Below are 20,398 nucleotides of genomic sequence, written 5' to 3' on the forward strand. Positions count from 1 at the left end.
ATATGACGGGCGAAAGGTGGAACATGATCGTCGTTGTCACCGGTGGAATCGGTTCAGGAAAATCGACCGTTTCAGCGATGCTTTCACAGCGCGGTGCTGTCGTCATCGATTATGACGAACTGGCGCGCGAGGCAGTGGTACCAGGATCTGATGGATTGGCATCAATTGTTCAGCGATGGGGAAAGAAAATCCTTCAGGATAGCGGTGAATTGAACCGCGCTGCCTTAGGCAAGATTGTTTTTTCGGATCCCGACGCTCTAGCCGAACTTAATGCGATTATCCATCCGGCTATCGATCAACTCGCTGCCACGCGCGAAGCTCAGATCCGTGCAATGTCGCCGGCGACTGTGATTGTCCGCGATGTGCCGCTTTATATTCCTGGTACTGGCCCATCACAAGACGTTGATCTTGTTGTGACAGTGTCGGTACCTGAAGAAATTCGTATTTCCCGGCTTATCGAGCACAGGTCGATGACGCAGAGCGACGCTCGGGCTCGTATTGCCCACCAAATGACTGACATCGAACGAGAAAATATTGCTGATGTGGTGATACATAATGACGGAAATTTCGCTGACCTTCAGACCCAAGTCGATGATCTTTGGCACATGATCTGCATGTGTAATACGCCCTGAGCAAGGCCCCGTTGGGAGAGACGTCTGTAGCAGGTAGGCTTAAGCCTATGCGTCCAGTTACTGATCTCATCCGTCAAGAAAATCCATTTCAAGTGATCTCGCCATATACGCCGTCGGGTGATCAGCCGCAGGCGATTGCAGAACTTGCTGATCGTATCAACGCTGGTGAGGCAGATATCGTGCTCCTTGGTGCTACCGGGACAGGAAAGTCAGCAACGACGGCGTGGCTCATTGAGAAGATCCAACGGCCAACATTGATTCTCGAACCAAACAAAACTCTCGCAGCTCAGATGGCTGCAGAATTTCGTGAGTTGATGCCCAATAACGCTGTCGAATATTTCGTCTCGTACTACGACTACTACCAGCCTGAGGCGTACGTTCCCCAAACCGACACCTTCATTGAGAAAGATTCATCCATCAACGACGAAGTGGAGCGACTTCGCCACTCGGCAACGAACTCCCTCTTGACTCGCCGTGATACCGTCGTCGTCGGCTCTGTTTCCTGTATCTATGGTCTTGGAACGCCGCAAGAGTATGTCGATCGAATGGTTCGTCTTGAAGTTGGCCAGGAACTTGACCGCGATGAGCTTCTGAAGCGTTTCGTTACGATGCAGTACACGCGCAATGATATGGCCTTTACACGCGGTACTTTTCGCGTACGAGGGGACACGGTAGAGATCATTCCTGTGTACGAGGAACTTGCAATACGCATCGAATTTTTCGGAGACGAAATTGACTCCATCAGTGAGCTCCACCCCCTCACGGGCAACGTGATTCGGCAAACTCCACAAGCTCATATTTTCCCTGCCACTCACTACGTCGCAGGACCAGAGCGAATGGCACGCGCAATCGAATCGATCGAGGCTGAGCTTGCGCAACGATTGGCCCAATTACGTGATCAGAACAAGTTGCTTGAGGCACAACGCCTGGAGATGCGAACAACCTACGATCTTGAAATGATGCGCAACATCGGCACGTGTTCGGGAATTGAAAACTACTCGCGCCATATTGACGGACGTGGTCCGGGCACTCCTCCCAACACTCTTCTTGACTATTTCCCGCAGGATTTCGTCCTTGTCATTGACGAATCTCATGTCACTGTCCCGCAGATTGGGGCGATGTATGAAGGGGATATGTCGCGTAAACGAACGTTGGTTGAACATGGGTTCCGTCTGCCCAGTGCCATGGATAATCGCCCACTGAAATGGGAAGAATTCCTCGAACGCATTGGACAAACTGTTTACCTATCAGCGACACCGGGCAAATACGAAATGGAAAAGTCTGACGGCTACGTAGAACAGATCATTCGTCCTACCGGTCTGGTTGACCCTGAGGTGATCGTCAAGCCGACTCAAGGCCAGATTGACGACCTTCTTGAAGAGGTGAGACGCCGAACCGAACGCGATGAGCGTGTCTTGGTTACGACCTTGACCAAGAAGATGGCTGAAGATCTCACGGATTATCTTGCTGAACGTGGCGTGAAAGTGGAATACCTTCACTCCGATGTTGACACGCTCCGTCGCGTGGAATTACTCCGTGAGCTTCGTTTAGGAAAATTCGATGTCCTCGTCGGCATCAACTTGTTGCGTGAAGGACTCGATCTACCTGAAGTGTCGCTCGTGGCGATTCTTGATGCTGACAAACAAGGCTTCTTGCGCTCGACGACGTCGCTGATCCAGACGATTGGCCGCGCCGCGCGAAACGTGTCGGGACAGGTTCACATGTATGCTGACTCGATCACGCCGAACATGCGCGAGGCAATCGACGAGACGAATCGACGCCGTGCCAAGCAGATTGCGTATAACACTGAACACGGGATCGATCCTCAGCCATTGCGCAAAAAGATTTCTGACGTGACAGACATGCTGATGCGTGAAGACATCGACACTACTGAACTTTTGGAGGGAGGCTACCGCAAGGAGAAAAAGCCGACTGCGAAGAAAGGCGATGGAGCGGAAATTGCAGCTCTCGTTGAGGAACTCACCGAACAAATGCATCTTGCCGCAGAACAACTTCAGTTCGAGCTGGCGGCTCGCTTACGCGATGAGATTGAGGACCTGAAGAAAGAACTGCGTGCAATGCGCGCCGCTTCTGCGTGAGACGCCGATGTGAGATTTTACTGGCACGTCGTCCACAGACGGCGTCGGCGTTAGAATTGCTCAAGGCCATGGGGAGTATTCCCACCAATTCCATGTCGTCATCACGATCGTTTCTCGATCCGGTATGGAAGCCAGGACTACTGGCGGGAAGAGACTGCGGTATTGTCACCACTCGTACCAAAGGATCTTTATGTCTTTGATGACGCTTCTTCAGGTAGGCGGAAAGCCTGCCACCTCCGGTAATATGCATGTCGATATGTGGGAATGGATTGTTCTCGGCATTGTCGTCATCGTACTTATTCTTTTTGATCTGCTCGGGCATGTGCGTAAGGCGCACGAGCCAACCGTGGGCGAGGCTGCGCGTTGGACTGGCCTTTACGTCTCTCTCGCGGTGCTTTTTGGCGTAATGACGATTGTGCGGCACGGCGGACAATTTGGCGCTGAGTTCTTCGCAGGCTATCTCACAGAGTATTCGCTTTCGCTCGACAATATCTTCGTCTTCATCATTATCATCGCGGCATTCCGGGTGCCGCGGCTCTACCAGCAAAAAGTCTTGATGTACGGCATCGTCATTGCGTTAGTGCTACGTTTCGTCTTCATCCTCCTCGGTGCAGCGATTATCGAGCGCTTCGTGTGGGCATTCTTTTTCTTTGGCGCTTGGATGTTGTGGACCGCAGTCAATCAAATCAAGGACGGCATCGAGGAAGGCCGAGAGCGATTGGCGGGCAAAGCGCAGGATGAGGAGTTCACCCCTCCATTGATGTCTCGCCTGATGTCCAAGCGTTTTAACGTCACCGAGGGCTTTGTCGGAGCCAAGCTTGTCACGCGTCGTAATGGCAAAACGTGGATCACTCCGCTTCTGTTGTGCATCGTTTCTATTGGAACGATCGATCTTCTCTTCGCACTTGATTCGATTCCGGCAATCTACGGCCTAACGAACGAACCATTTATTGTTTTCGCTGCAAATGCCTTCGCTCTTCTGGGCCTGCGTCAACTGTTCTTCCTTGTCGATGGACTGCTCGAACGGCTCATTTACCTGCATTATGGTTTAGCGGTCATCTTGGGCTATATCGGCTACAAGCTGATTGTTCACGCTGCTCACGGCTACGGTTTCGCGAATTACTTGCCCGAACCAGGGATCGCTTTCTCAGTGGGATTCATTATCCTCACCATTTTGGTCACAGTGATCGCCTCCATCATCGGTGCGCGTAAGCTTGAGGCTCAAGGCGTTGTCTTGAATAAAGATGCCGACGAAATTGATGACATCGAACCACGTGAGGCTCCGCATTGCGAACTCGACAACAAGCGTCAATAGAACAAATGTTCGCTGCGGGCCGAGTGTTGACTCGGCCCGCAGCCTTTTACTTATGTCTTTTCGTAGATAAGGTGAAACAGTGCAAAATTCGATTCATGTTCAAGGCGCTCGCCAGCACAATCTGAAGAACGTCACTGTTGATATCCCACGCGACAAAATGGTGGTTTTCACTGGCCTTTCTGGCTCAGGGAAATCATCTCTCGCTTTCGATACGATCTTTGCCGAGGGGCAACGTCGGTATGTTGAGTCGCTGTCGTCCTACGCTCGACAGTTCCTCGGACAGATGGACAAGCCTCATGTCGATTTCATCGAAGGACTTTCCCCTGCGGTGTCGATCGATCAGAAATCGACCAACCGCAACCCTCGTTCCACCGTCGGCACGATGACCGAAGTTTATGACTACCTTCGCCTTCTTTATGCTCGAGCGGGTACGCAGTACTGTCCAGTGTGTGGCGAGCTTATTCAAGCTCAAAGCGTCGAACAGATCGTTGACACACTGACGGCGTATCCCGAACGCACAAAATTCCAGATCCTTGCCCCCGTCGTCCGTGGACGTAAGGGAGAGCACACCGATCTCCTTGATGAACTCGTCAAAGAGGGGCTCGGACGCGTCCGCGTTGATGGCGAAGTCTATCGGCTAGGGGAGGTGCCGGCACTAGCGAAGACAAAGAAGCACGATATCGATGTCGTTGTGGATCGTCTTGCGTTACGTGACGGATTGGGATCGCGCATTTTTGACTCCGTGGAAACTGCCCTTCGCCTTGCAAAGGGCATCGTGATCGCAGAGTTCGTTGACGAACCGGAAAACTCGCCAGCGCGTGAACGTAAGTTCTCTCAGAATCGCGCATGTCCCAACGGACATCAGCTTGAGATCGATGAAATTGAGCCACGGACGTTCTCCTTCAACGCGCCGTACGGCGCGTGCTCTGCCTGCGACGGTATCGGTTACACCACACAGGCAGATCGCCATCTGGTGGTTCCCGATGAGTCACTTTCTATTGCTGATGGCGCGATCGTCCCGTGGTCGGTGACGGCGTCTGCCCAAGCACGTGACTACCATATGCGCCAGTTACAAGGCTTGGCTGACGAACTGGGCTTCTCTCTCAAAACGCCGTGGAAAAAACTTGATGCGGACGCTCAGGATGCAATCTTGACGGGTAAGGACTACAAGGTCAAAGTCAAGTACAAGAATCGGTGGGGGCGCGAGAAGGTGTACTCCACAGGTTTCGAAGGGGCACTCACTTTCGTCGCGCGCAAACATAACGAAACTGAATCGACGTGGTCAAAGGAACGTTACGCCGGATTTATGCGCGAAGTTCCGTGCGCTGTATGCCATGGTGCACGTCTGCGCCCAGAAGTTCTCGCGGTGCGAATCGGCGAACTCAATATTTCCGAGCTTACCGATTTGCCGATTGGTCAGGCACTTGAGTACCTCAGTAACCTCACGCTCGGTGCGCGCGAGTCGAAGATTGCTGCTCAAGTCATGAAAGAGATTCTTGAGCGATTGACCTTCCTCGTCACCGTCGGTCTCGATTACCTGACGATGTCTCGTTCCGCCGGAACTCTCTCTGGCGGTGAGGCACAACGTATCCGCCTAGCAACACAGATCGGATCAGGACTGGTCGGTGTGCTGTACGTGTTGGACGAACCGTCCATCGGGTTGCATCAGCGAGACAACGACCGACTTTTGAGCGCTCTCAAACGTTTGCGTGATCTTGGAAATACGCTCATCGTGGTCGAACACGATGAAGATACGATTCGCCAATCCGATTGGCTTGTCGATATTGGCCCAGGTGCAGGTGAACATGGAGGCGAAATTGTTTATTCTGGACCGCCTGCTGATATTGTCGATCAAGAACGTTCCGTGACGGGCACCTACCTCAGTGGAAAGCGACAGATTGCGGTGCCAACGAACCGTCGTAAGATCAGGAAAACGAAAGCCATCGGCGTCGTCGGGGCACGTGAAAATAATCTGAAAGATGTCTCGGTTAAATTTCCAATTGGCGTTTTTACTGCTGTCACAGGCGTTTCAGGTTCTGGAAAGTCTTCGCTGGTCAATTCGGTTCTGTATCAGGTTCTTGCCAACGAGCTGAACGGCGCTCGCCTGCTTCCCGGCCGTCATTCGAAAGTCACTGGACTCGACCAACTCGATAAAGTGGTTCACGTTGATCAGAGCCCGATCGGGCGAACACCACGATCAAATCCTGCAACGTACACCGGAATGTGGGACAAAATTCGCACGCTGTTTGCAGCCACGCCAGAAGCGAAAGTACGTGGCTATGGGCCGGGTCGTTTCTCTTTCAATGTCAAGGGTGGGCGTTGCGAAGCGTGCTCGGGTGACGGCACGATCAAGATTGAGATGAACTTCCTTCCCGATGTCTACGTCCCGTGCGAGGTCTGCCATGGCAGCCGCTACAACAGAGAAACGCTTCAAGTACACTACAAAGGGAAAAATGTCGCGCAGGTGCTGGATATGACGATCTCCGAAGCGCGTGAATTCTTCGGTGCCGTTACATCGATTACGAAATACCTCGCCCTCTTGGAAGACGTCGGTTTGGGCTATGTCCGGCTCGGCCAATCTGCTACCACCCTCTCAGGTGGCGAGGCGCAGCGTGTCAAACTCGCCTCGGAGCTGCACAAACGATCAACTGGTAAAACTGTCTACGTTCTCGATGAGCCCACGACGGGCCTTCATTTTGAAGATGTGCGAAAGCTGCTGGGTGTTCTTCAGGAGCTGACTGACAAGGGCAATACGGTGATCGTGATCGAGCATAATCTCGATGTCATCAAGAGCGCAGACTGGGTGATTGACCTCGGTCCGGAGGGAGGAGTCGGTGGCGGCGAAGTGATCGCTGAAGGCACGCCAGAGGACGTCGCACGCACTGAAGGTTCATATACCGGCCGTTACCTGCGACCGCTTCTTGAGAATGCTGGCACGCTGGAAACTCAGGGGAAGGCGACGCGGGGATGAATCCGGCGGAATATCGTCCCAAAACCTCCGATATTCCACGTGAACCAGGAGTATATCGGTTCCGCGACGAAGAAGAACGCATCATTTACGTTGGAAAGGCAAAATCCCTGCGCCAACGTCTAGTGAACTACTTCCAAGATCCGGCGCTTCTCCACCCTCGCACACGCCAAATGGTCTTCACCGCTGCACGCGTCGAGTGGGTCGTTGTCGGCAACGAAATCGAAGCGCTGTCTCTCGAATATTCGTGGATCAAGGAATTTTCCCCGCGGTTTAACGTCATGTACCGCGACGATAAGTCGTACCCGTATCTCGCTGTCACACTTCGCGATGAGTTCCCACGTGTGATGGTCACGCGCAATTCTCATCGACGTGGCAACAAGTATTACGGTCCATACACGAAAGTGTGGGCTGTGCGTGAATCGCTTGATCAGCTACTTCGTGTCTTTCCGATGCGCTCGTGTACTCAAGGCGTGTTCAACAACGCGCGTCGCAGCGGACGCCCGTGTCTGAACGGGTATATCGACCGTTGTGCGGCACCTTGCGTCGGACGAGTGAACGAAAGCGAACATCGGCAAATCGCCGAGTCACTGGTGTCATTCATGGACGGCACCGGCGAAGATCTGATTAACGAGAAGAAAGAGCAGATGCTCCAGGCTGCCAAAGCCCACGAGTTTGAACGTGCAGCGCGTCTGCGCGACGACGTCGCTGCATTGACCACCGTCGTCGAGAAAAACGCAGTCGTGCTCGATATGGATACCGACGCTGACGTGTTTGGGCTGGAGTTCGATGAGCTTGAAGCCTCGGTGCAAGTCTTCTTTGTGCGCGGCGGCCGAATTCGTGGTCAGCGCGGTTGGGTGACCGAAACTGTGGCTGATCTCGAAGCCCCCGGTCTCGTGTCGCAGATGATTTTGCAGGTGTATGGGCAATATGTGCCCTCTCACATCGGCCGTAACCGCCGGAGCGCCAAAAGCGTTGACGACGTCGCCCACAATTCTGCTGATTCCGTTCCACGTGAGATCTGGGTTCCCGTTCTTCCTGACGACGTTGAAGCTCTTGAACCGTGGCTCGCCCAGTTGCGTGGTGGCCCTGTTCGGATACGAGTGGTTCAACGCGGCACGAAAGCGCAACTTGCTCAGACCGTTCACACGAACGCTGTCCAGGCTCTCCAACGACACAAGCTGCACCGAGCCGGTGATCTTACTGAACGATCCAAAGCTCTTGAAGAATTGAGGATGGGACTTGGCTTTGAGCGTGCTCCGCTGCGCATTGAGTGCTACGACATCTCCCATATTCAAGGAACTAACCAGGTGGGATCGATGGTGGTGTTCGAGGACGGACTGCCGAAGAAATCTGACTACCGCCATTTCATCGTGCGCGGTCCAGATGGCCAGGGAGTTCCCGACGATACGGCGGCCATGGCCGAAGTGTTGCGTCGGCGACTCACGCGTCTTGTCGAGGGGCGGGCGGCCAACGATGCCTCCGACGACGAGCCAATGTCTGGTCCGATCGATTCAGACGCTCCGCCTGTGCGAAAGTTCGCCTACAAACCGGACTTGATCGTCGTTGACGGCGGACTTGCGCAAGTGAACGCTGCTCAGCGAGTGGTTGATGAACTCGACGCGGATGTGCATGTGATCGGGCTGGCGAAACGCCTCGAAGAAGTGTGGATTCCTTCGGAAGAGTTTCCCTTAATTTTGCCTCGCACATCTCCAGCGCTTCACCTTCTGCAATATCTGCGTGACGAGTCACATCGCTTTGCGATTACTTTCCATCGCAAGCGGCGCTCCAAAGCGATGACTCGTTCTGCGCTCGATGCAATTCCTGGACTCGGAACTGCCAAACAGACCGCGCTGTTGAAGCATTTTGGCTCTTTAACAAAAATCAAGGAAGCGGATCTCGCCGCGCTCCAAGAGGTTGACGGCGTCGGGCCGAGACTGGCCCACACGATATTGGAACATCTGCACCCAGCCGCGGACTAGCGAAGCGGTCACGAGACTGACAAAATTGACTTATGGGCGATATCAACGACACTTCCGCAATTCCGCTGAACGAAATCATGGCTCTGGATCAGGCAGCTCAACTACCTGATGCTGAGACCCCTGAAATTGTCATCATCACTGGCATGTCCGGTGCTGGGCGATCACGCGCATCGGCAGCACTGGAAGATCTCGGTTGGTATGTGGTGGATAATCTGCCTCCACGTTTATTGGCAGCGATGGCGGGGTTGGTGACCTCAGGTGGGGGAGTACAACGGCTAGCTGCCGTTGTTGACGTTCGTTCACGTGAATATTTCCAAGAGCTTTCGCGTGTTCTTGACTCTCTGTCAGAGGCAAATATTGCCTACCGCATCATGTTCCTTGATGCATCCGATGCCATTCTTGTGCGCCGCTATGAGCAGGTTCGTCGCCCACATCCGTTGCAGGGAGATGGGCGTTTGATGGACGGCATTGCCAAAGAGCGCCAATTGCTCGCCCAACTGCGTGACCGCGCTGATGTCTACATCGATACCTCGACGCTGTCTGTTCATGATCTCGCTCGCAAGATCCGCAACAATGTGGCGTCGTCATCAGATTCAGCAATCCATTTGACGGTGATGAGCTTCGGTTTTAAGTACGGAATTCCGCTTGATGCTGACCATGTGGTTGATGTGCGCTTCCTCCCGAATCCTTACTGGGTGTCAGAGTTGAGACACCTGACGGGCAAAGATGCACCCGTGTCCGATTTTGTTTTGTCGGTTGATGGCGCGCGTGAATTCGTTGACCACTATGTCAAGATGATGGCCCCGATCCTCGAAGGGTATGTCCGCGAGCTTAAACCTTATGTCACGATCGCGATCGGATGTACTGGCGGTAAACACCGTTCCGTAGCGATTGCTGAAGAGATCTCACGCCAGATGCGTGAACGGGGCGTCGCTGTCAAAACTTTGCACCGCGATCTCGGACGCGAATGATGCGTGAAATCGGAAATGCTGGACGTCGAGTGGTCGCTTTCGGCGGAGGCCACGGCTTGTATGCCACCCTCTCTGCACTGCGTATCCTGACGCGAAACATCACTGCAATTGTCACGGTCGCCGACGACGGTGGTTCATCAGGACGCTTGCGCCAGGAAATGGATATTCTCCCGCCAGGGGATCTGCGCATGGCGTTGTCAGCTCTGTGCGATGATTCTTCCTGGGGTCTGACTTGGCGCGATGTTCTTCAACATCGTTTTACGACATCAGGTGAGATGAACGGTCACTCGCTGGGGAATCTCCTGATCGCTGCGATTTGGCAAGAAATGGGCGATTCTGTTCGAGGGCTCGACCTCGTTGGTCAGCTGTTATCGACACATGGACGTGTGCTACCCATGAGCGCTGTTCCACTGCAACTGACAGCACAAGTGGAGCGCAACGGCGTCGTCGAGAACATCCATGGACAATCCGTGATTGCGAAGCTCGGAAAGTCAATCTCGAAAGTCGCTCTTGACCCCGCCAATCCGCCTGCGCGGCCAGAGGCATTGCGTGCGATCGACGAGGCTGATTGGATAGTGTTTGGCCCAGGCTCGTGGTACACCTCAGTCATTCCGCATCTGCTGGTTCCTGATCTACAAAGCGCTGTCTCACGAACGCCAGCGCGACGTATGCTCGTTGTGAATCTCGTTCCAGATCTTGAAACCCGCGCGATGAGTTCAGCTGATTTGGTACGTTCGTTTCACGAGTATGCGCCCCAGATCGATCTTGACGTTGTCCTCGTTGATCCGTCCGTCGTCGGCAATCGAGAAGAGCTACACGAAGCGGCACGGTTGTGTGGTGCGCGAGTGTTGGAGTGGTCGGTTAAGCGCGACGTCGCTCGCCACGACCCACTCACTCTCGCAGCAGCATTCCGCGAAGCTTTCGAAACCATATGACCTCACTTCCCGGTTTCTCCTAGCGCTTTTGCGATACCATGATGTCCCGATGCCAGGGCGCGCCTACTGTCTTCCTACGAAAGGTTGTGTTTATATGCCAGCTCTAACTGTTCTTGTACAGGATGAACTGTCTGGCGTTTTCCCTCAGTCTGCTTCCAGCGCGATCGCAGAGATTGCGACGATGTTTCGATTTGCGGGTGGACTCGAGATCAATAGCGGAATTGTCACTTTGGAGGCAGAGCTCCGCCATCCCGGAGCCGCTCGGCATCTGGCTCACCTGATTTCTCGGGTTCTTCGTTTGGAACCAGATCTCTTGCCAGTGAAGTCAAAAACACGCGGACAAAACCAATACCTTCTGCGAATCACTCGGGATGGCGAAAAAATTGCACGCTTACTCGGGCTACTCGACACTCATGGGCGGCCCGTTCGCGGTTTGCCGACGCAGATTGTGGCTGGCTCAAGAGCTGACGCTGCGGCGGCCTGGCGAGGAGCTTTTCTCGCGCGCGGCACGCTCGTTGAGCCTGGGCGAAACGGCTCTTTAGAAGTCATATGCCCTTCGCTCGAAGCGAGCTATGGGCTGGGCGGGCTTGCTCGCCGTTTGGGAATTACCTATCGCTCACGTGAATCCCGTGGCGCTCAGCGTGTCGATATTCGTGAAGGTGAACAGATCTCGCAGATGCTGATCAGAATGGGAGCACTGCGGGCTCTCGCTGTCTGGGACGAATTGCGCTCAGAACGTGAAGAGCACGGGCATTCAAACCGACTGGCAAATTTTGACGATGCGAATATGCGCCGCAGCGCTGATGCAGCAGTCGTTGCTGTGATCCGTGTGCAACGTGCATTCGAGATTCTTGGAGATGCTGTTCCTGCAAATTTGCGTCAAGCCGGAGAATTTCGAATCAAATATCCTCACGACTCCTTAAACGTTCTGGGGGAGCGCTTAACCCCGCCTGCCACGAAGGATGCCGTAGCGGGACGTTTGCGCCGCTTGAATACGATGGCAGACAAGCTTGCCGAGGAACTCGGAATCCCCAGCACTCTCGATGCAGTATCAGAAGCAGAAGGGCGAACGCACCCTCGCTCAGCTGACTGAGAAACATCGCCACTACGGACTTTTGGCCGTGCTTAGCCCCTCACCAAGCGATAGAATACAGGGGCATTGGAAATCTGAGACGCGGGAGACCGCGCCAGCTTCCGAGATACGAGCTCTACGCTCGTATGAGTCAAACCGTGTGCTCTGCACACAAGGAGGAAATAGAGTGACAACTCGCGTTGGAATTAACGGCTTCGGCCGCATTGGCCGCAACTTCATTCGCGCCGTCTACGAGATGGGTGCCGATGTTGAGATCGTGGCAGTGAACGACCTTACTGACAACAAGACCCTCGCTCACCTGCTCAAGTACGATTCGATCCTCGGCCGCTTCGGTCACGAGGTCTCCTACACGGACGAGGCCATCGTCGTTGATGGCAAGGAAATTCGCTCGTTCGAAGAGCCGGATCCGGCAAAGATTCCGTGGGGCGAGGTCGGCGCAGACATCGTCATCGAGTCTACCGGTCGTTTCCGTGACGGTGTGAAGGCTCAGGCACACATCGACGGCGGCGCCAAGAAGGTCATCATCTCTGCACCGGGTAAGAACGTTGATCTCAATGTTGTTCTCGGCGTTAACGAGGGTGAGTACGATGCTGCTAAGCACAACATCGTGTCGAACGCTTCCTGCACCACCAACTGCCTCGCTCCTGTGGCAAAGGTTCTCCAGGACAAGTTCGGTATCGTGAAGGGCCTCATGACCACCGTTCACGCATACACCGCTGATCAGAACCTGCAGGACGGCCCTCACTCGGATCTTCGCCGTGCACGTGGCGCTGCTCTGTCGATCATTCCGACCAAGACGGGTGCTGCTCAGGCTGTGTCGCTGGTTCTTCCGGAGCTCAAGGGCAAGTTCGACGGCTTCGCATTCCGCGTTCCGACCCCAACCGGTTCGGTCGTTGACCTCACCTTCCAGGCTGAGAAGGAAGTCTCGGTTGAGGCGATCAACGAGGCAATGAAGGAAGCTGCTGAAGGCGAGCTCAAGGGCATTCTCGCTTACACCGAGGATCCGATCGTGTCGGCTGACATCGTGACTGATTCACACTCGTCGATCTTCGACTCGGGCCTGACCCGCGTCATTGGCGATCTCGCCAAGGTCGTTTCGTGGTACGACAACGAGTGGGGCTACTCCTGCCGCCTCGTTGACCTTTCTGTCCTCATGGGCAAGGGTCTGTGAGTTAACATCTCATGAATCACGTGCCCGCACATGCTCCGGTGTGTGCGGGCACGCGCACGAAATAGGCAAAAATTTCCTGCGCTGCCTGCGCAGAAAGAAGGTTTGAAAATGATGAAGACCATCGATACGCTCGGCGATCTCGCCGGCAAGAAGGTGTTCGTGCGTTCGGATTTCAATGTCCCGCTCGATGCCGACAAGAACATCACTGATGACGGCCGTATTCGCGCCGCTCTGCCAACTCTGACGCGCTTGGTGAAGGCCGGTGCGAAGGTGATCGTCGCAGCTCACCTTGGTCGCCCGAAGGGCGAAGTGAAGCCTGAGTTCTCGTTGGCTCCTGTTGCAAAGCGACTTGGTGAACTCCTCGGACAAGAAGTTACTCTTGCCAAGGACACCGTTGGCGAAGACGCCAAGCGACTGTCCGAAGAGATCAAGGACGGCGAAGTCGTTTTGCTCGAAAACGTGCGTTTCGACAAGCGCGAGTCGTCGAAGGTTGACGAGGAGCGTGAATCCCTCGCTAAGGAGTACGCAGCGCTTGCTGACGTCTTCGTCTCCGATGGGTTCGGTGTTGTCCACCGCAAGCAGGCCTCGGTTTACGACATTGCGAAGGAGCTTCCGTCGGCAGCTGGCGAGCTCGTGTTCAAGGAGATCGACTCGCTGTCCAAGGCAACGGCAAATCCAGAGCGCCCCTACACCGTCGTGCTCGGTGGCTCGAAGGTGTCCGATAAGTTGGGCGTGATTGATAATCTCCTGGAGAAGGCTGATCGTCTCCTCATTGGCGGTGGTATGGCGTACACCTTCCTCAAGGCCCTCGGCCATGAGGTCGGCACTTCGCTCCTCGAAGAGGACCAGATTGAGACCGCAAAGTCCTACCTTGAGAAAGCAAAGGAGAAGGGCGTCGAGCTTCTTCTTCCTCTCGACAATGTCACCGCACCAGAGTTCAAGGCAGATTCACCTGCATCAGAGCACGTTTCTGAGGATATGCCTGCTGGCGAGATGGGACTCGATATTGGCCCGAAGACGCGTGAACTCTACGCTCAGGCAATCGCTGAGTCGAAGACCATTGTCTGGAACGGCCCGATGGGCGTATTCGAGTTTGACGCGTTCTCGAAGGGTACTCGTGCAGTTGCTCAAGCAATGCAGGACGCAGAAGGCTTCACAATCGTTGGCGGCGGTGATTCCGCTGCAGCAGTTCGTACGCTCGGATTCGATGAAGCGAAATTCAACCACATTTCAACCGGCGGTGGCGCATCTCTTGAGTTCCTCGAGGGCAAGACGCTTCCGGGTATCGCAGTTCTGGAGGCCTGATGACTCGCACCCCAATTATTGCTGGTAACTGGAAGATGAACCTCGATCACGTCGAGGCAACATCGCTCGTTCAGAAGCTCGCATGGTCGCTCAAAGATCTTGGACACGACTTTTCCAAAGTCGAAGCAGTAGTGATTGCTCCGTTCACAGATCTTCGTACTGTTCAGACATTGGTTGAGGCAGACGAGCTGGAGATCAAGTACGGCGCACAGGACGTTTCTGTCCATGACAATGGCGCCTACACCGGCGAAATTTCCACTTCGATGCTGACAAAGCTTGGTGTCACTTACGTAGTCGTTGGACACTCGGAGCGTCGTGACTACCATGGTGAGAGCAACGAGCTGATCGGCCAGAAGGCGAAGAAAGTTCTTGATGCAGGCATGATCCCTATCATGTGCTGTGGCGAGAAGCTGGATATTCGCGAAGCTGGCACGCACGTTGAGTTCGTTCTGGGCCAGGTTGAGGAAATGCTCAACGGCCTTTCCGCTGAGGAAGTTGCGAAGTCCGTCATTGCGTACGAGCCAGTGTGGGCTATCGGTACAGGTAAGGTGGCAACACCTGCCGATGCCGAAGAAGTCTGCGGCGCTATCCGTGCCAAGGTTGGCGAGCTCTACGATGAGACAACAGCCGCAGCTCTGCGAATCCAGTACGGTGGCTCTGTGAAGTCATCATCGGTTGCTGAGATTATGGCACAGCCGAACGTTGACGGCGCTCTCGTTGGCGGCGCGTCGCTCAAGGCTGACGAGTTTGCGAAGATTGTTCACTTCTGATGTCACAACACATCTAGCGTAGTTTGAGGCGGTGCAGTTTTGCACCGCCTCAAACTACGCTATAATTCTATGGAATCTGTTCTCTATCCTGGAGATTAATCACGTGAACGTTTTGCTGACTGTTTTGACGGTGCTTCTTATTATTTCAAGCTTTCTGTTGATCGGCGCAGTCCTTCTGCACAAGGGTAAGGGAGGCGGCCTTTCCGACATGTTTGGAGGCGGCATCTCAACTTCCGCGCGTTCTTCAGGCGTCGCAGAGAAGAACCTTGATCGCTATACCGTGTGGCTCTCTATCATTTGGTTCATCCTGATCGCGCTCATCGGTTTGATCGTGAAGGTAACAAACTAATTTTTACTTAAATGTGTTGTGGCGAGGCTCTAAGCCTCGCCACAACACATTTAAGCCTATAAGCCAAATAATTTCTCAACTGTGAGATGACCGTCCTTGAGCAGCAAATTGCCCAAGGACTTCGCGATATTCACGATCCTCTCCCATAACGCGAAGCTCTTCAATCAGCATTGCTTGAGAATTTCGCATGGGCATTGTCACTTCAAGAGCCTTGCGATGCGGGCGTCGGATAAAAGCGTGCTCGCTGCCTACCTGCCTGTCAATCTCGAGTTCCCCATCACGGCGAACAAAAGTCACGGAATCAATCCCTTCGCCACCACCATGGAGAAGCTCAACTCTCACACCGAGACGTAACTCAAGCCACGCTGCCAGGAGGTGGGCACCACCTCTATCCAAATTTGCCACGACTCGGATTTTCTCGATCTGTTCGTGCGGAGGCTCATCGAGTAGCGAGGCCAGGTGTCCACGCCAAATGGTTAACCCTGCCCACGCGAGGTCTGTGTCACCAGGGGAGTAGTTCGCGGCAAGTTCGCCCAGACGCCCCACCGGATCGTCAACGGAATTGACATGAGTAATTCTGCGCTGAGCGATTTTGCCAATACTCGTTGTTGACGGGGACGACGGCGCGTCTTGGGGCCACCAAGAAATAAGGGGTGTATCGGGCAGGACAAGTGGCATGACAAGACTGCCAAGATCAGTTCCAGCCCCACCAGACGGACGCAAGATGACGATTTCAGCTAATCCAGCAGTATCGCCAAGAATCATTTGCGCATCGAGACACGGTTCTTTGCTCTCGCTCGGACGGTCAACGTCAGGGTCTTCGAGAACCACGATGATTCGTGCAGGGTGTGCTCGAGCAACTCCGAGAACGGAGTTAATCACCTCAGAGACTGCTTCCTCTGAAGGGCTGACAGCCACAAGCGTCACCACACGAGTAAGAGAAGAAGACCCATCGGTGGTACGCTGTCCTTCGAGCCATCGGCTCACGTACGCCGACGTCGTCGCTTTGAGTTCGTACATTTTCTCTCCTTACGGGCGGCGCCAGGCGCGACCATCCCGTTGCAACATCTCATCCGCTTCTCGCGGTCCCCATGAACCAGGCGCGTACTGAGGAATCTTGCGTTGTTCGGTCTCCCAATACTGTGTCGCCTGATCAACCAATGCCCATGACAGCTCCAATTCCGTTTGTTGTGGGAACAGAGGTTCTTCGCCCATGAGGACATCAAGAATCAGACGCTCATAAGCTTCGGGAGTGTATTCAGTAAAAGCATGTCCGTACCCGAAATCCATCGTGACATCACGTAAAATCGTTTGGGAGCCAGGAACTTTCGCACCGAATTTGAATGTCACGCCTTCTTCAGGCTGGATACGGATCACAAGTGTGTTCGCATTGGCATTCGCTACTGCTTCGTCAGTAAAGAATTGGAATGGGGGAGTGCGGAAGGTCAAGGCAATTTCGGTGACGCGTCGGCCCAGTCTTTTGCCCGCGCGTAGATAGAAAGGCACGCCAGCCCACCGTCGGTTATTGATGCCAAGGCGGAACGCAGCATAGGTATCTGTTCGTGAATCACCCGCAATTCCATCTTCACTGATAAATGACGTGACGTAATCACCGCCTTGCCACCCGGCATCATATTGGGCGAAAATGGAGGATTCTTCTACCGATCCGAGAAAATGAGTTGCGCTGAGCACTTTCTCTTTTTCAAGGCGCAGCGCCTCAGGAGTAAAGGCGGTGGGTTCTTCCATCGCCGTTAAGGCAAGAAGCTGAAGAAGGTGGTTTTGGATAACATCGCGCGCCGCGCCGACACCATCGTAGTACCCGCCGCGGCCAGCAATACCAATGTCTTCAGCCATGGTGATTTCGACGTGATCAACGTGAGCGTTGTTCCATAATGGTTCATAAAGTTCATTGGCAAAACGAAGGGCCAAAATATTCTGAACCGTTTCCTTACCAAGATAATGATCGATGCGGAAAATTTCGTTGTCGTCAAAAACGCTCATGACGAGATCATTGAGTTCGCGTGAAGACTCAAGATTATGTCCAAAAGGTTTTTCGATCATGACTCGACGCCAGCCAGAATTCTCATGTTTATCCAGGCCTGCGCCCTTGAGCTCCTCAAGCACATGGGGGAAAAGTTTGGGCGGAATCGCGAGGTAGAAAGCATAATTGCCTCCCGTTCCACGCTCTTCTTCCGCCCGCGTCAGTTCCTGAGCAAGTTCGGCGAAAGTCTGTGGCGATGTATAATCGCCAATCACCTGGCGGAAACCACTCATGAGCTGGGAGAGCACACGCTCATCGATACCCGTATTCGTTCCAGCCCGGATCGCGTCCTCAGCCATCTGAGAGAAATCCTCAATGCCTTTTTTCGGACGAGCCACACCGATCAAGGTAAATGACGGCGGAAGTAGTCCGCGATGTGCAAGATCGTAGATTGCTGGCAAAATCTTTCGTTTGGATAAATCACCGGTCAAACCGAATAACACCAAACCCGCTGGGCCTGCCACGCGTTCGAGACGACTATCCCAGGGCATGACAAGCGGGTTTTCCCAACTACCCACGAACCGTTCTCCTTCTTTCAAGTATCAATCTTGGACTAACAACGTTCATTAGCCGCAAAGAATTCCAAAAATCTTCAGACAAGACAGACGGGTGACAAGTCATCCTTGTCACCCGTCTACTCGTGTCACTGAGCGGCCGCGATTGATTCCTTCGCAGCTTCGACAACGTGTGCTGATGTCATGCCAAATTTCTCCATCAGGAGGGCACCATCAGCAGATGCACCGAAGTGATCGATTCCGACGCTACGACCGGCGTCGCCAACAATTCCAGCCCAGCCGAAAGTCACGCCCGCTTCCACCGAAACTCGTGCGCGCACCGACGCAGGAATGACCGATTCACGGTACTCGGGATCCTGCTCGTTGAACCACTCAAGACACGGCATCGACACTACTCGCGCGCCGATTCCTTCTTGTGCGAGTGTGGCACGCGCATCGAGCGCAAGCTGAACCTCAGAGCCAGTCGCGATCAGCACGACGTCAACCTTCTCCGAGTCGGCCAGAACGTAACCGCCCTTGAGTGTGCCTTCAGCCGAAGCTAAAACGTCGCCATGAGCAGCACCTTCACCACGTTCAAAGACAGGCACGCCTTGACGCGTCAAAACCAGGCCTGCTGGATTCGTCGTGTTTTCGAGGATTCCGCGCCATGCCCACGATGTTTCGTTGGCGTCTGCAGGGCGAACCATATCCAGTCCAGGGATTGCACGGTATGCCCACATATGCTCAACCGGCTGATGAGTGGGGCCGTCTTCGCCCACGCCCACCGAGTCGTGAGTCCAGACGAAGATCGACGGGATTTTCATAATGGATGCAAGACGAACTGGCGGACGCATGTAGTCGGCAAACACCAAGAATGTGCCGCCGTAGACTCGCGTGAGACCCTCGAGAGTAATACCGTTGAGGATCGAGCCCATCGCGTGCTCACGAATACCGAAGTGGAGCGTGCGTCCAAATTCGTTGCCCGGGAATTTTGCTGAACCGCGGTCGGATGGAATGAACGACGGCTCTCCGTCCATCGTGGTGTTGTTCGAACCAGCAAGATCTGCCGAACCACCCCAAAGCTCTGGAAGAACATCCTTGAGAGCATTGAGAACCTTGCCCGAAGCTGCGCGAGTGGCAATCTTCTTTCCAGGTTCGAATACTGGAAGAGCCTTCTCCCAGCCTTCGGGAAGTGAACGGGTCAAGAGTCGCTGATAGAGCGCGAACTTATCGGGGTTCGTATTCTTCCACGCCTCAAACTTCGCATCCCAAACTTCGTGTGCTGCAGCCGCGCGGGCCGCTGCCTGTCCACGTGTGTACTCCAGCAAGCCGTCCGGAACCTCAAACGTCATGTCCGGGTTCAGATTGATAAGGGTCTTCAGCCGACGAATCTCCTCATCGCCCAGTGCATTGCCATGAGCACCTGCGGAATCTTGGATGTTTGGCGATGGCCACGCGATGATGGTCTTGAGCTTGATGATCGATGGACGATCCGTAACCTTCTTCGCCTCTTCGATGGCATTGAATACTGCCTCGAAATTCTCCAGGTAGTCGCCGCCATTTCGGAAGTCAACAGTTTGAGTGTGCCAACCGTATGCTTCGTAGCGAGCCAGAGCGTCTTCCGTGTAGGCAATCGATGTATTGTCCTCAATGGTGATGTCATTCTCATCGTAGAGGACAACCAAATTACCCAGTCGCTGGGTGCCAGCAATCGACGAGGCTTCGGAGGCGACGCCCTCTTCGAGGTCGCCCTCACCCGCGATCACGAACGTGTAGTGATCAAACGGAGAGTCACCGAGAGGCGTGTTAGGATCGAGAAGTCCATGGATGCGGCGCGTCGCCATCGCCATGCCGACGGCATTTGAGATTCCCTGACCAAGCGGGCCGGTTGTGGTTTCAACACCGCGAGTATGACCATATTCCGGGTGTCCAGGGGTAAGCGATCCCCATTGACGCAAGCCCTTCAGATCCTCAATCTCAAGTCCGGCTCCAGCAAAGAAAAGCTGATTGTATAAAGTCAGCGAGGAATGTCCAGCTGAGAGTACGAAGCGGTCGCGGCCAAGCCACTGATCATCTTCTGGGTCGAAATTCATCACCTTTTGAAAAAGTGTGTAGGCGACACCCGAGAGCGAGATGGCGGTTCCCGGATGTCCGTTACCGACATTCTGCACGGCGTCTGCGGTCAAACCGCGGCCAACCTCGACAGCAAGCTGATCTTGCTCGGTCCAGTTGAACTCAGACATAAAAGCTTTCCTTCTTTCTTCTTTCGGAAG

At 54.2% G+C, this 20,398-nt stretch carries 15 protein-coding genes; 12 read left to right on the top strand and 3 right to left on the bottom strand.

From position 1 onward, the window contains the following. Nucleotides 1–23: 23 nt before the first annotated feature. From coaE to secG, 12 genes are all read left to right on the top strand, one after another. Nucleotides 24–632, top strand: coding sequence for a dephospho-CoA kinase (gene coaE / locus P7079_RS04055; protein WP_278013548.1), 609 nt, complete (start codon nucleotides 24–26; stop codon nucleotides 630–632). Nucleotides 633–679: 47 nt separating this feature from the next. Then, nucleotides 680–2,731 (top strand): excinuclease ABC subunit UvrB, encoded by a 2,052-nt coding sequence (gene uvrB, locus P7079_RS04060; RefSeq protein ID WP_278013549.1) that lies wholly within the window; start codon nucleotides 680–682, stop codon nucleotides 2,729–2,731. Between the two features lie 244 nt (nucleotides 2,732–2,975). Then, nucleotides 2,976–4,046, top strand: coding sequence for a TerC/Alx family metal homeostasis membrane protein (locus tag P7079_RS04065; protein WP_278013602.1), 1,071 nt, complete (start codon nucleotides 2,976–2,978; stop codon nucleotides 4,044–4,046). A 79-nt stretch (nucleotides 4,047–4,125) separates the two neighbouring features. Continuing rightward, nucleotides 4,126–7,017: an excinuclease ABC subunit UvrA gene (uvrA, locus tag P7079_RS04070; RefSeq protein WP_278013550.1), complete on the top strand. Its 2,892-nt coding sequence runs from the start codon at nucleotides 4,126–4,128 to the stop codon at nucleotides 7,015–7,017. Then, nucleotides 7,014–8,996: an excinuclease ABC subunit UvrC gene (gene uvrC, locus P7079_RS04075; RefSeq protein ID WP_278013551.1), complete on the top strand. Its 1,983-nt coding sequence runs from the start codon at nucleotides 7,014–7,016 to the stop codon at nucleotides 8,994–8,996. The genes uvrA and uvrC overlap by 4 nt, the downstream gene beginning before the upstream one ends. A 32-nt stretch (nucleotides 8,997–9,028) precedes the next feature. Next, a complete protein-coding gene (gene rapZ, locus P7079_RS04080; RefSeq protein ID WP_278013552.1) occupies nucleotides 9,029–9,967 on the top strand; it encodes an RNase adapter RapZ in 939 nt (312 codons plus the stop codon). Further along, nucleotides 9,964–10,902: a gluconeogenesis factor YvcK family protein gene (locus tag P7079_RS04085; RefSeq protein ID WP_376986483.1), complete on the top strand. Its 939-nt coding sequence runs from the start codon at nucleotides 9,964–9,966 to the stop codon at nucleotides 10,900–10,902. Before rapZ ends, P7079_RS04085 begins: the two co-directional genes overlap by 4 nt. Before the next feature lie 94 nt (nucleotides 10,903–10,996). Continuing rightward, on the top strand, nucleotides 10,997–11,995 hold the full coding sequence (gene whiA / locus P7079_RS04090; RefSeq protein WP_278013553.1) for a DNA-binding protein WhiA: 999 nt from the start codon (nucleotides 10,997–10,999) through the stop codon (nucleotides 11,993–11,995). A 166-nt stretch (nucleotides 11,996–12,161) separates the two neighbouring features. Then, a complete protein-coding gene (gene gap / locus P7079_RS04095) occupies nucleotides 12,162–13,166 on the top strand; it encodes a type I glyceraldehyde-3-phosphate dehydrogenase (protein WP_278013554.1) in 1,005 nt (334 codons plus the stop codon). A gap of 111 nt (nucleotides 13,167–13,277) precedes the next feature. Next, nucleotides 13,278–14,471, top strand: coding sequence for a phosphoglycerate kinase (locus tag P7079_RS04100; RefSeq protein ID WP_278013604.1), 1,194 nt, complete (start codon nucleotides 13,278–13,280; stop codon nucleotides 14,469–14,471). Beyond that, nucleotides 14,471–15,241, top strand: coding sequence for a triose-phosphate isomerase (gene tpiA / locus P7079_RS04105; RefSeq protein WP_278013555.1), 771 nt, complete (start codon nucleotides 14,471–14,473; stop codon nucleotides 15,239–15,241). Before P7079_RS04100 ends, tpiA begins: the two co-directional genes overlap by 1 nt. Nucleotides 15,242–15,344: 103 nt before the next feature. Next, nucleotides 15,345–15,590, top strand: a complete 246-nt coding sequence (gene secG, locus P7079_RS04110) for a preprotein translocase subunit SecG (RefSeq protein WP_278013556.1) — start codon at nucleotides 15,345–15,347, stop codon at nucleotides 15,588–15,590. A gap of 75 nt (nucleotides 15,591–15,665) precedes the next feature. On the opposite strand, the gene P7079_RS04115 is transcribed toward secG, so the two are convergent. The 3 genes from P7079_RS04115 to tkt all read right to left on the bottom strand — a co-directional run bounded on the left by P7079_RS04115 (nucleotide 15,666) and on the right by tkt (nucleotide 20,368). Further along, entirely contained in the window at nucleotides 15,666–16,610 is a 945-nt protein-coding gene (locus tag P7079_RS04115) for a glucose-6-phosphate dehydrogenase assembly protein OpcA (RefSeq protein ID WP_278013557.1), read from the bottom strand. A 9-nt stretch (nucleotides 16,611–16,619) separates the two neighbouring features. Further along, nucleotides 16,620–18,122, bottom strand: coding sequence for a glucose-6-phosphate dehydrogenase (gene zwf, locus P7079_RS04120; RefSeq protein WP_278013605.1), 1,503 nt, complete (start codon nucleotides 18,120–18,122; stop codon nucleotides 16,620–16,622). 152 nt (nucleotides 18,123–18,274) lie between these two features. Next, nucleotides 18,275–20,368 (bottom strand): transketolase, encoded by a 2,094-nt coding sequence (gene tkt / locus P7079_RS04125; RefSeq protein WP_278013558.1) that lies wholly within the window; start codon nucleotides 20,366–20,368, stop codon nucleotides 18,275–18,277. Nucleotides 20,369–20,398 lie beyond the last annotated feature (30 nt).

The sequence above is a fragment of the Arcanobacterium canis genome, from assembly GCF_029625435.1.
Lineage (GTDB): Bacteria > Actinomycetota > Actinomycetes > Actinomycetales > Actinomycetaceae > Arcanobacterium > Arcanobacterium canis.